Source organism: Aeromonas sp. R1-2, from assembly GCF_040908505.1.
Taxonomy (GTDB): Bacteria; Pseudomonadota; Gammaproteobacteria; order Enterobacterales; family Aeromonadaceae; genus Aeromonas; species Aeromonas veronii.
The window spans coordinates 79,160-90,527 of record NZ_JBFODU010000055.1 but is presented as its reverse complement, the minus strand read 5'-3'; the positions used below and the strand labels follow the sequence as shown (position 1 = coordinate 90,527).

General features: G+C 57.5%; 10 protein-coding genes, 6 tRNA genes and 1 rRNA gene. 7 read left to right on the top strand and 10 right to left on the bottom strand.

Features of this window, described 5'->3' with window-relative positions; genetic code table 11:
• Positions 1-111 precede the first annotated feature (111 nt).
• A 5S ribosomal RNA gene (gene rrf, locus AB5Y76_RS19225) occupies positions 112-226 on the top strand.
• 622 nt (positions 227-848) lie between these two features.
• Here rrf and AB5Y76_RS19220 read toward each other — a convergent pair.
• Positions 849-936: transfer RNA gene (locus AB5Y76_RS19220), tRNA-Ser, on the bottom strand.
• A 197-nt stretch (positions 937-1,133) separates the two neighbouring features.
• On the opposite strand from AB5Y76_RS19220, the gene AB5Y76_RS19215 reads away from it, so the two are divergent.
• Together AB5Y76_RS19215 and AB5Y76_RS19210 are read left to right on the top strand one after the other, a co-directional pair.
• The gene (locus AB5Y76_RS19215) at positions 1,134-1,883 is read left to right on the top strand and encodes a DsbA family protein (RefSeq protein ID WP_263718531.1); all 750 of its coding nucleotides are present in this window, start codon (positions 1,134-1,136) and stop codon (positions 1,881-1,883) included.
• Between the two features lie 296 nt (positions 1,884-2,179).
• A complete protein-coding gene (locus tag AB5Y76_RS19210; protein WP_069529911.1) occupies positions 2,180-3,082 on the top strand; it encodes a sulfite exporter TauE/SafE family protein in 903 nt (300 codons plus the stop codon).
• On the opposite strand, the gene AB5Y76_RS19205 is transcribed toward AB5Y76_RS19210, so the two are convergent.
• Together AB5Y76_RS19205 and hemL are read right to left on the bottom strand one after the other, a co-directional pair.
• The gene (locus AB5Y76_RS19205) at positions 2,997-3,812 is read right to left on the bottom strand and encodes a hypothetical protein (RefSeq protein ID WP_158112669.1); all 816 of its coding nucleotides are present in this window, start codon (positions 3,810-3,812) and stop codon (positions 2,997-2,999) included. The genes AB5Y76_RS19210 and AB5Y76_RS19205 overlap by 86 nt on opposite strands.
• Before the next feature lie 218 nt (positions 3,813-4,030).
• Positions 4,031-5,317 (bottom strand): glutamate-1-semialdehyde 2,1-aminomutase, encoded by a 1,287-nt coding sequence (hemL, locus tag AB5Y76_RS19200; RefSeq protein WP_064341840.1) that lies wholly within the window; start codon positions 5,315-5,317, stop codon positions 4,031-4,033.
• Positions 5,318-5,561: 244 nt separating this feature from the next.
• Between hemL and clcA the strand changes: the two genes are divergently transcribed.
• The 3 genes from clcA (at position 5,562) to erpA (ending at position 8,175) form a co-directional block, all read left to right on the top strand.
• Positions 5,562-6,950 (top strand): H(+)/Cl(-) exchange transporter ClcA, encoded by a 1,389-nt coding sequence (clcA, locus tag AB5Y76_RS19195; protein WP_040067313.1) that lies wholly within the window; start codon positions 5,562-5,564, stop codon positions 6,948-6,950.
• Between the two features lie 91 nt (positions 6,951-7,041).
• The gene (locus AB5Y76_RS19190; protein ID WP_005343032.1) at positions 7,042-7,737 is read left to right on the top strand and encodes a DUF6776 family protein; all 696 of its coding nucleotides are present in this window, start codon (positions 7,042-7,044) and stop codon (positions 7,735-7,737) included.
• 87 nt (positions 7,738-7,824) lie between these two features.
• The gene (gene erpA, locus AB5Y76_RS19185; RefSeq protein WP_005340225.1) at positions 7,825-8,175 is read left to right on the top strand and encodes an iron-sulfur cluster insertion protein ErpA; all 351 of its coding nucleotides are present in this window, start codon (positions 7,825-7,827) and stop codon (positions 8,173-8,175) included.
• Between the two features lie 139 nt (positions 8,176-8,314).
• Here erpA and nhaC read toward each other — a convergent pair whose 3' ends face one another.
• A complete protein-coding gene (nhaC, locus tag AB5Y76_RS19180) occupies positions 8,315-9,724 on the bottom strand; it encodes a Na+/H+ antiporter NhaC (RefSeq protein WP_263718530.1) in 1,410 nt (469 codons plus the stop codon).
• Positions 9,725-10,025: 301 nt separating this feature from the next.
• On the opposite strand from nhaC, the gene AB5Y76_RS19175 reads away from it, so the two are divergent.
• The gene (locus AB5Y76_RS19175) at positions 10,026-10,235 is read left to right on the top strand and encodes a hypothetical protein (RefSeq protein ID WP_005343034.1); all 210 of its coding nucleotides are present in this window, start codon (positions 10,026-10,028) and stop codon (positions 10,233-10,235) included.
• Here the strand turns inward: AB5Y76_RS19175 and AB5Y76_RS19170 are convergent.
• The 6 genes from AB5Y76_RS19170 to AB5Y76_RS19145 all read right to left on the bottom strand — a co-directional run bounded on the left by AB5Y76_RS19170 (position 10,230) and on the right by AB5Y76_RS19145 (position 11,255).
• Complete coding sequence (locus tag AB5Y76_RS19170; protein WP_005343036.1) at positions 10,230-10,502, bottom strand: late competence development ComFB family protein; 273 nt, start codon at positions 10,500-10,502, stop codon at positions 10,230-10,232. The genes AB5Y76_RS19175 and AB5Y76_RS19170 overlap by 6 nt on opposite strands.
• Positions 10,503-10,611: 109 nt before the next feature.
• Positions 10,612-10,697 (bottom strand) — tRNA-Leu (locus AB5Y76_RS19165).
• 71 nt (positions 10,698-10,768) lie between these two features.
• Positions 10,769-10,854 (bottom strand) — tRNA-Leu (locus AB5Y76_RS19160).
• A 46-nt stretch (positions 10,855-10,900) separates the two neighbouring features.
• A tRNA-Leu gene (locus tag AB5Y76_RS19155) sits at positions 10,901-10,986 on the bottom strand.
• A 44-nt stretch (positions 10,987-11,030) separates the two neighbouring features.
• Positions 11,031-11,116 (bottom strand) — tRNA-Leu (locus AB5Y76_RS19150).
• Positions 11,117-11,169: 53 nt separating this feature from the next.
• A tRNA-Leu gene (locus AB5Y76_RS19145) sits at positions 11,170-11,255 on the bottom strand.
• Positions 11,256-11,368: the final 113 nt, after the last annotated feature.

Genomic DNA, 11,368 nt, shown 5'->3' with positions numbered 1-11,368 from the left:
AGAAGTGTTCTAAGGCTTGTAGCAAACCTAAGCGAACTACGAATTCAGTGTTAATGACAAAGCAAACTAGCCAAGTCGTTATTCACGTCAGCTTTTCAGATTAAGAATTTGCCTGGCGGCCATAGCGCCGTGGAACCACCTGATCCCATGCCGAACTCAGAAGTGAAACGCGGTAGCGCCGATGGTAGTGTGGCATTCGCCATGCGAGAGTAGGACACTGCCAGGCACACAATTTAAGAACCCCGCTCATCGAGCGGGGTTTTTTATTGCCTGCAATTTATTAAATCGCCTGATATTTGACCTGAGTTATTCCTTTCTTCTGTTTTTATTGGTACTCGCTGTTATCTTTCGGTTCAACGAATAGCCTGATGTTACGCTTTTACTCTTTCTTCATGTAAAGCAGTTGCTCTGTATGGCAGGGCTGGCATCGCCATAACCTGTGAATCCCATGATCGCTTATACGTCATGATCTCTTGCTTGGGGTTTCTGCTTCCTGAGTTAGCTGCTCCCTCTTTTTAAGCCGCAACCCCATCGTCCCTGCTTTTCTATGACTGTGTTAACCGGCCCTGACTTTATTCCGAAGAGGGGTTATTGGCGGTGCCAACATGTTGAAGCTGTGGTCGCTGCGTTGGTCGTTGTTGTTTAGGGTAATAAGGAATTGGGAAGGGATACCCGCAGGAACGCAGAGGTTCGATGTTGGTAGGGGATCTTGTGGCAGCTGTTGAGCCCGCAGGTGAGAAGATCAAGAAAGGAGTTGAAGAAGACTAATGTGTTGAGATCTATGAGGAATGACAAATCGCAGGCAAATAAAAAGCCCACGCAACATGGTTGCATGGGCTCGGTATGAATGGCGGAGGAGGTGGGATTTGAACCCACGGATGGTCGCCCATCGCCGGTTTTCAAGACCGGTGCATTCAGCCGCTCTGCCACCCCTCCGCAGCAGTGCGGCGAATATTACCATGCTGATCCGGCTTGTAAATCCCCGTCCGGTTCGATTGCTGGTTAATTGCACGAAACGACATGAAAAAGTGGCAATCAGGGTGCATCAAGCGCTTTTTTGGCCAGATAACTTGACTTGAAAACAGACTCAACCACTATAGTGGCCTCTATCATATCCTCTGAAAGATAACGTTATGACTATTAAAAATGCCCTGTTTTGCGCGCTGGCTGGCGTGACCCTGCTGGCGACGCCGGTACATGCAAGCGAGCTGACCAAAAGCGATGTCGAGCAAATCGTTCGCGACTATCTGGTCAAGAATCCCGAGATCCTGGTCGAGATGTCCAATGCCCTGCGTGCCAAGCAGGAGAGCCAGCAGGCCGAGAGTGACAAGGCGCTGATCAAGGCTCACTCCAAGCAGCTTTATGCCAATCAGGATCCCGAGATGGGGAATCCGAAGGCGTCGCTGACCATTGTGGAGTTTTTTGATTACAACTGCGGTTACTGCAAACGGGCCCATCCGCTGGTCAAGCAGATGATGGCGGAAGATAAAGATATCCGTTACATCTACAAGCAGTTCCCCATTCTGAGCGAGTCCTCCTACTTCGCAGCCCGTGCTGCGCTGGCGGTCCAGCTGGGTCAGCCTGACAAGTACCAGGCGTTCCACGAGAAGCTCTATACCCATCAGGGCCCGCTCGCTGATGAAGCACAGGTCAAGCAGTTGGCTGTGGCGGCCGGTGTGGACTGGAGCAAGGTGGAGGCCAAGATCAAGGATGGCAGCATTGACCAGAACCTCGGTACCAACCGTGCGCTGGCTGAAGCGCTCGGTATCTCCGGTACCCCGGCCTTCATCATCGGTGATCAGATCCTGCGCGGTGCCCCCCGTGATCTGGCCAGCCTGAAGGGGTTTATCAAGGACGTGCGTGCCGGCAAGAGCATTCAATAAGCAGTTGCCATGGTCGAGGGCCCAGCGCCCCGGCCAGATACAGAAAGAGGGTCGGTATCACTACCGGCCCTCTTTTTTATTATGTCCTTTGGCACAAGTGGTCGTCGCGAAAGGACCATAACAACGTGCTTAGGACGCGGCCTGTTGGCCTCAGTAACAAGTATTAGCAGAGTCGTTCGGAGTCTATTGATAAATATTTCGCCTCGCAGAGGCGTGTCGTGAGCATTGCTTAATTCCGGTCAAGATTTTTTCTGCTGCTTGCCTTAGAATCGCCGCCCGTTGCAGGAGAAACCCCTATGTTAGTTGATATTTTACGGCTGGTTTTTATAGCCGGTGGCCTCGTATTCATCTTTATGCTGGTGCAAGCTTGCTGGCGGAAGAAGCAGAGTGGATCCTTTGAGGCGACCCCCTTCTGGCCGGTGGCGTTGATCGGTGGGGTTGCCAACTTCCTCGATACCCTGGGGGTGGGCAGCTTTGCGGTAAAGACCGCCTGCTACAAGCAGTTCAAGCTGATCGATGACCGGGTACTGCCGGGTACCCTCAATGGGCAGTGCGTGCTGCCGACCGTGACTCAGTCGCTGATCTTCGTCGGTGCAGTCGCAGTGGAGCCGCTGACGCTGATCAGCATGATGATGGCCGCCGCAGCGGGCGCAGCCTGGGGAGCTCGCCATGTGGCTTCGTTTGATCGGCAGACCATCCGGCTGGTGATGGCCATCTCCTTGCTGGTCGTTGCAGGGCTTATCTTTGCCGGTCTGCTGGGGCTTTTCCCTGTAGGCGGCGATGCGATGGGGCTCAGCGGCTACAAGCTGGCGATCGCCCTGCTCGGCAATTTCATCTTCGGGGTGCTGATGAATGTCGGTATCGGCCTGTTTGCCCCCTGCATGACGCTGGTTTATCTGCTGGGGATGAACCCGCTGGCGGCGTTTCCCATCATGATGGGCTCCACCGCCGTGCTTAGCGTCTTCTCCGCAGGCACCTTTATCCGCAAAGGGGCGTTTGATGCCAAGGCTGTGCTGGCGGTAGCCATCTTCGGTCCCATCGGTGTGGTGCTGGCCGCCATGCTGGTCAAATCCATGGATATGGAGATGCTGAAGTGGCTGGTTGCCTTTATCGTCATCTATACCTCCTGGACCATGTACGCCTCCTGGCGGGCGGCGCGTCGCTCCTCTGTGCAACTGGCGGTGGAGAGCGCAGGCTAGCCTGTACCAGTGCCGCTTCGGCCTTGGCCCCCAGAAAAACATAGAGGCCAAGCGCTAGCAGCAAACCCACCGCACACCCCATCACTCCGACCGCTGGCCAGAGCAGCTCGCTCTGGCCGAGCGAGCCTTTGAACAGCAGCAACAGTCCCTCGATGGAGACCGCGATCAGAATGGCGGCGATAAAGCGGGTGATGGTGCGGCGAATGGCACTGTGGCGGAAGATATCCTTATGCAGCAGTACCTCCTCTTCCAGAATGGTCTTGCCCAGATCGAACACCGCCAGTGCCAGTGTCAGGAAGATTATGGCGCTAAAGGCGCCGAGCTGGTTCTGCTGCTCGCCGCACAATAGCTGGTAGAGCTGCTCTAGCCCGTGCCAGATCAGGGTGGCGACGATCAAAAACAGCGCCATGCTGAGCACCACATAGACCGCCTTGAACCAGGGCATGGCGCGGCGGCGCTCCCTGTCTCCCATCAACCAGCCAATCAGCTGATTCAGACAGACGGTGATCTCTCGTCCTTGCCCCTGCACGATAAGGTGCAACCGGTTATGGGCGGCCGGTGCCGCAGGCTGGATGCACATCGGCCCCTGATAGTGGTCAATGCTGACCACAAAGGGATACCCCTTGAGTGAGGCAAGGGGGGCACTGAGCAGCCCCTGCAGTAGCGGGGTCAGCTCTTCCTGATACTCCTGATAGCGCCGCAGCACATCGATGGGGCTCATCTCTGCCATATGGACCTCGGTGACGTGGGCTCTTGTGGTGAATGTGCAAATAGTGGGCCTGCTTTATGACAGGGATGGCGGGGCAAGTTGCACCAGAGAATGACAAATCGGTGGATAACGAGGGGGGAATGCACCAGAAATGGGCGTATTGCCGCCCAGTGTGGTGATGGAGTCTCTGTAATAGAAAAGGGCCCATGACGGGCCCTTCTGCGACAACCTGCGGCGATTTAGCCAGCCAGCTTGGCGAAGCTGCGCTCGGCGGCAGCCAGGGTATGTTCGATCTCCTTGTCACCGTGAGCCAGCGACAGGAAGCCCGCCTCGTAGGCGCTCGGTGCCAGATAGACACCCTCTTCCAGCATGAGATGGTAGAAGCGCTTGAAGCGTTCCATATCGCAGCGAGTGACCTGCTCGTAGCGGGTGATTTCGCTCTCTTCGGTGAAGAAGAAGCCGAACATGCCGCCCACATAGTTGATGGCGAGCGGGATGCCGTGCTTAGCGGCGGCCGCTTTCAGTCCTTCTGCAACCCGCGCAGTCTTGGCGCTCAGCTGCTCATAGAGGCCCGGCTCCAGCAGCAGATCCAGCATGGTCAGACCGGCTGCCATGGCCACCGGGTTGCCGGAGAGAGTACCCGCCTGATAGACAGGGCCGGTCGGTGCGATGTGTTGCATCACCTTCTTCTTGCCGCCGAAGGCGCCTACAGGCATGCCGGCACCGATGATCTTGCCGAGGGTGGTGAGATCCGGGTCGATGTTGTAGTGGCCCTGGGCACCGCGCAGGGAGACGCGGAAGCCGGTCATCACCTCGTCCAGGATCAGCAGGGCGCCGAACTCGTCACAGATGGCGCGCAGCCCTTCTAGGAAGCCGGGCACCGGTGGGATGCAGTTCATGTTGCCTGCGACCGGCTCGACGATGATACAGGCGATCTCGCTGCCGTACTGGGTGAAGGCTTCACGCACCGAATCCAGATCGTTGAAGACGCAGGTCAGGGTGTGTTTGGCGAAATCGGCCGGAACGCCCGGGCTGTTGGGCTGACCCAGGGTCAGGGCGCCGGAACCTGCCTTGACCAGCAGGGAGTCGGCGTGGCCGTGGTAGCAGCCCTCGAATTTGACGATCTTGTCGCGGCCGGTGTAGCCGCGGGCCAGACGGATGGCGCTCATGGTGGCTTCGGTGCCGGAGTTGACCATCCGCACCTGCTCCATGGATGGGACGATCTGGCGGACTTTCTCGGCCATCAGCACTTCGATCTCGGTCGGCGCACCGTAGCTCAGCCCCTTCTCAACGGCCTTGATGACGGCGGCTTTGATGGCCGGGTGGTTGTGACCCAGCAGCATGGGGCCCCAGGAGCCGATGTAATCCACGTAGGCCTGACCATCCACATCATAGAGGTAGGCGCCATCGGCGTGATCGATGAAGCGGGGCGTGCCGCCGACCCCATTGAAGGCGCGGACCGGTGAGTTGACGCCACCCGGAATGGTCTGGCGGGCCTGTTCAAACAGCTGATCTGATTTTGACATGGATCATCCTTAATGGGATTTTGGTCGTCACACAAGGGATTGCAGCCGATTGAGACTCGGCAGGCCGGAGCATCAGGAGTATGCTTTGCGCTCTCGCCACCCGGACTCTCGGTCTACTCCCGTGACAAAAATTTAACGGGCCGACTATAGCAGAAAGCCCCAGCCCTGGGCAGCCGAGCAACGCGCCGGGTGATCCTGATCTCAGCTAGCTGACGATATGGTTTTTCCAAGTTGGTGTAACAAGATGGCGCAACAAGCTCTCTCCTCTGAAGCCGATACCTCTTCGCGGGGGCCGCTTTCCCGCATTATCCGGCAAGACAAGATGCCCTTGCTGGTTCTGTTGCTGGCGGCGCTGGTCGGCACCCTGGCCGGACTGGTGTGCGGCCTTTTCGAATCTGGTGTCCACTGGCTGGCAGAACAACGTATCGCCTTGCTGGCAGACCGCCCCTGGTGGCAGCTCGGTCTGCTTGGCTTTGGCTTCAGCGCCTTGCTGGGATTTGTCGGTTACTTCCTCACTCATACCTTTGCCCCGGAAGCGGGCGGCTCCGGCATTCCCGAGATCGAGGGGGCGATGGACGATCTGCGTCCGGTGCGGTGGTGGCGAGTGTTGCCGGTCAAGTTCTTCGGCGGCATCTGTACCCTGAGCTCCGGTATGGTGCTGGGGCGGGAGGGACCCTCGGTGCAGATTGGCGGCAACCTCGGCAAGATGGTGGCGGATATCTTCCGACTGCCCAAGGAGCATGGCCACGCCCTGCTGGCGGCCGGTGCGGCGGGTGGACTGGCGGCTGCCTTCAATGCGCCGCTGGCGGGCATCCTGTTCGTGATGGAGGAGATGCGACCGCAATTCCGCTACTCCTTTCTGGCCATCAAGGCGGTGGGGATCTCCGCCATCATGGCGACCCTGATGCTGCAGAACATGAAAGGGCAGGGGGCGGTGATCACCCTGCCTCACTACGATGCGCCAGCCCTCAAGGCGCTCTGGCTGTTCCTCTTTATGGGGGCCACCTTCGGGGTGCTCGGTTTTGTCTTCAACAAGCTGGTGCTTGCCTGTCAGGATGGTTATCTGGCGCTGCATCAGAACAAGCGCCACCGTTTCGTGGCCATCGGCATGCTGGTCGCCGGAACGTTTGGTGTGCTGTCGCTGTTTGCTCCCTCGGTGACCGGCGGCGGCACTGAACTCATCCCCCATCTGATGGGCGATGAGTATGCGATGGCGACCCTGTTCCTCATCTTCTCGGTGCGGCTGGTGGCGACCCTCATCTGCTTCTGCTCCGGTGCCCCGGGTGGGGTGTTTGCGCCGACCCTCGCACTAGGCACCCTGTTTGGCGTGGTGTTCGGCCATCTGTTTCATGCGGCGTTTCCCGAGCTGGGCATCGAGCCCGGTGCCTTTGCCATCGCCGGCATGGGGGCGCTGTTTGCCGCCACCGTGCGTGCCCCCATCACCGGTATCGTGCTGGTCACCGAGATGACCGACAACTATCAGCTGATCCTGCCGATGATGATTACCACGGTCGGGGCGACTCTGGTTGCCCAGTGGCTGGGTGGCCGACCCATCTATTCCCAGATCCTGGAGCGAACTTTACGGCTCGCCGCGCGTCAAAAGCGGGGTGATGGCAGTGCCACGGCCAGTTAATTTTTCCCTTTATCGCCTTTGGCCCCGGTCAGGGCGGTATAGTGAAGGGAGAGGCGCTGCCGTAAATAGCGTGATAACGGGATGAGGGGCTATGTCCAATCTATTGAAGTTATTGGTCGTGTTAGCCGTTGGCGGGCTCATCGGTTACTTTGTCGGTAACCGTCAGGAGCTGGCCCAGAGCAGTCTGTTGGTGGTACAGCAGGAGACGCTGGATCGTCAGGGCAAGGCCATCGGCCAGCTCAAGACCGAATTGGGGGTGAAAGATACCCAGCTGGCGACCCAGAAAGCGGCCTTCGAGCAGTTGCAGACCACCCTGAAGAGTCAGGAGGCGCAGGTGCAGGAGCTCAAGCGCCAGCTGGCCTTTTTCGAGCGGATCATGCGCCCCACCGGCGAACAGGTGGGGGTGGTGATCGACAACCTGACTCTGCAGGAGACCAGCATTCCCGGTCGCTATCACTATCGTCTCGCCCTGACCCAGCCCGCCAAGAAGCGGGAGCTGTTTCGTGGTCAGGTGCAGATCCGGGTCGAGGGGAGTCTGGCTGACAAGCCGAAGACGCTAACCGGCCGCGATCTCGGGATGAAGGTGAGTGAGTGGCGCTATGCCCTGCGTTATTTTCAGCTGCTGGAAGGGAATTGGCAGTTGCCGGAAGGCTTTGTGCCGGATCGGATCCGTGTCACCATCAACAAGGATGGCAGGCAACCGGCGCAAGAGCTGCTGGTTGAGTGGGGCGAGGTGATCAAGCCGCTGGTCGCCGCGCCGCCTGCTCCGGTTCCCGCGGCCGGTTAAACGTGGTGAATACTTGAACTGAATGGTCGGGTATTGGATAATTTCGCGGTTTCCATGTTTGTGGATCTAATGGTTGTGAGGTCAGTAATGAGTGCAGTAGCAGAAGCCCCGCTGCCCATCCAGATGACGGATGCGGCGGCCAACAAGGTGAAGAACCTGATCACCGAGGAAGAGAATCCCGAGCTGAAGCTGCGGGTATACATCACGGGTGGGGGCTGCTCCGGTTTCCAGTATGGCTTTACCTTTGATGAGAAGATCAACGACGGGGACACCGTAGTCGAGAAGAATGGCGTCACCATGGTGATCGATCCCATGAGCCTGCAATATCTGGTAGGCGGCAGTGTGGATTACACCGAGGGTCTGGAAGGTTCACGCTTCACCGTGACCAACCCCAATGCCACCACGACCTGTGGCTGTGGCTCCAGCTTCTCCATCTGATCGGCATTATCGGTCTGATGAAACGGCTCTCGGCAACGAGGGCTGTTTTTGTTTGTGGGCTCTGGGATGACGGTAAAACAGCATCCCCCCCTGAAACAACAAAGGCGCCTTGGTGGCGCCTTTGTTGTTTCAGGATGGCTTAACGGGAGCTTGCCGCCGCGACCAGCGGGATCCGGTTCACGGCCTTGCCCATGTAGGCGAGGGCGATGGTCACAATGATGCAGGTGAAGCTCAGCCACATATAGGGCAGGTAGTCGAGGGTTGCCACCCCCAGCACCCCGGCCATGAAGATGCCGTTGTCGCTCCAGGGCACCATGCCGCAGGTGAGGGTGCCGCCAAACTCGGCGTTGCGAGAGAGGTTCTTGCGCGCCAGTCCCAGTCGGTCGTAGTTTTTGGCCATGATCTTGGGGGTCAGGATCAGCGACACATACATGGCTGAGCCAAACACGTTGGCCAGAAACGCGGTGCCGATGGTGTGGCTGGTCAGGCTGCCGACGCTATTGATGCGCTTCTCGAAGGCGCTGGCGATCACTTCCAGAATACCGACCTTCTCCAGCAGGCCGCCAAACCCGAGACCGAAGATGATGACCGCGACCGAGCCCAGCATGGACTCCATGCCGCCGCGCCCGAGAATGTTGTCGATAAAATCGATGCCGGAGGTGATGGCAAACGGACTATAAGCCGAGTGCATTGCCTTGACCGGATCCATGCCCTGGAAGGCGATGGCCCAGATCAGGCCAAGCAGGGCGCCGAAGCTGATCACCGGGAAGGCGGGCTTGCGATTGGCCAACAGGCCCAGTACCAGCACCACCGGCACTATGGCCAGTGGGGTAATGTTGAACTGGTTGTCGAGCGCCTCCATCACCAGATTGACCTGCTCCAGGCTGACATTGCCCGAATACTGCATGCCCACCACTGTGAACAGCGCGGCGGTGATGACATAGGAGAGCAGGCTGATAGGCAGCATCCCCTTGATATGCTCCACCACGTCGACGTTGGACATGGTCGAAGCCAGCACTACTGAGTCGGAGAGCGGAGAGAGCTTGTCACCGAAGTAGACGCCGGAGAGCACGGCACCGGCTACCAGCGGCGCAGGCACGCCGAGGCTGTGGCCGATCCCCATCATGGCGATGCCGGCAGTGGCGGCAGAGCCCCAGGAAGTGCCGGTGGCCAGCGAGGTCAGGGAGCAGATGATCAGGGTTGCCAGCAGGAAGATGGACGGATGGATCACCTTGAGGCCGAAGTAGATGATGCTGGGGACTATGCCACCGGCAATCCAGGTGCCGACCAGGGCACCGACGGAGACCAGGATCAGGATGGCCCCCATCCCCTTGGCAACGCCTTCAACGGCAGCCTGTTCCAGGGATTTGTAATCGTGGCCGAGTTTGATGCCAAGCCCCATGATGACGAACCAGGCGATGAACAACGCCAGCTGGATCGGCAGATCGAGCACGCTGGTGAACGAGAATGCCAGGGCCAGGAAAATGGCCAGACAGGCAAATACCTGTGCCATGCCCGGTAGTCGGATGTGGTTTTGTTGGTTTTGCATAGATACTTCCTAAACTCTTGCTCGCCAAGGTCACTCCCTCTCGTCCTGTGGATACATCGATCCCGAGGAGGCAACCCAAAAAGAGGCCGCAATCTACCACAAACCCGGCGGGTTAAAGCCCCATCAAATTGGTAAAAATACACATTTGATTGAAAAAATCACAAATTAGTTGATCTCATAACCCGTTTTTGAGCGGCCTGTTGACACAAAGGGTTACATACGAGGCTTGCCTGTGACGCCACTTGCATCCCCAGTAGATGAAGATGATAATTATTATCAATTGTTGGTTGGGGAGAAAAAAATGCGCTGGATATTGCGGGGTATGATGTTGCTGGTGGCGGTGGCCGTACTCGCATGGGGTCAGGATAAAGAGTACGGCACCTGGAGTGTAGGTTTTCTGCTGGCTGCCTGGGTGATGCTGGAGCCCGGATTGCGCCCCGCCTTGATCTTGCTGCCAGTGGCCGGGTTGACCGGTATCGTTACCCTGCTCTGGCAGCAGCCCTGGTTATGAGCTTTTGACGGGAGCCTGCTTGATCTTCTGCTGTGCCACCTTGAGCGATTCGACCACCAGCTTCTCCATTTCGGTGCGCTTTGCATCGGTCAGGAAGTAGATCATGTCGACATTGTGGCGAATATAGTGGGCCGGAAGCTGGTTGAGGGTGAGGCAGCAGAGGTCGGCCATCTGATCGCTGTTGAGCTTTTGCTGCAGCCCCTGTTTCTCAATCTCCTTGAGCACCAGATGTTCGTAAAAGTTGTGAATGTCGGTATCCAGTATCATATGCGTTCCTTGGCATGACGATGAGCGGGGAGTCGTCAAAAGCATAGCCATAACAAGGAGTAAAAACAAAAGGCCCATCACTTTCGTGATGGGCCTTTTGCGTAATGAATGGTGCGAAGAGAGGGACTCGAACCCTCACATCCGTGGGACACTAACACCTGAAGCTAGCGCGTCTACCAATTCCGCCACCTTCGCACACTGATTTTCTCCAGCTGGTTTTTAAATGCGGTTGGAGCGCATTGCTCTGTTTTTACATGTCAGAATCATGGTGCGAAGAGAGGGACTCGAACCCTCACACCCGAGGGGCACTAACACCTGAAGCTAGCGCGTCTACCAATTCCGCCACCTTCGCACATTCGGGTTTCCAGTCTGGATTTACATGCTGTCTGGATAAAGCATGGTGCGAAGAGAGGGACTCGAACCCTCACATCCGTGGGACACTAACACCTGAAGCTAGCGCGTCTACCAATTCCGCCACCTTCGCACATTGTGTTACCAGTTTTGATTTACATGCTGTCTGGAGAAGCATGGTGCGAAGAGAGGGACTCGAACCCTCACACCCGGGGGGCACTAACACCTGAAGCTAGCGCGTCTACCAATTCCGCCACCTTCGCACATTCGGGTTTTCTAGTTGGATTTACATGCTGCTGAATCAGCATGGCAGTATTGGTGCGAAGAGAGGGACTCGAACCCTCACATCCGTGGGACACTAACACCTGAAGCTAGCGCGTCTACCAATTCCGCCACCTTCGCATCACTGCGGAGGGGGATTCTATAGAGTTTTGGGGGAGCGTCAACAGCCAAAGGGGACTTTTTTCGCTGTTGACGCCCAAAGTGGCGCCAAGGGTACAAAACTTCAGCAATCA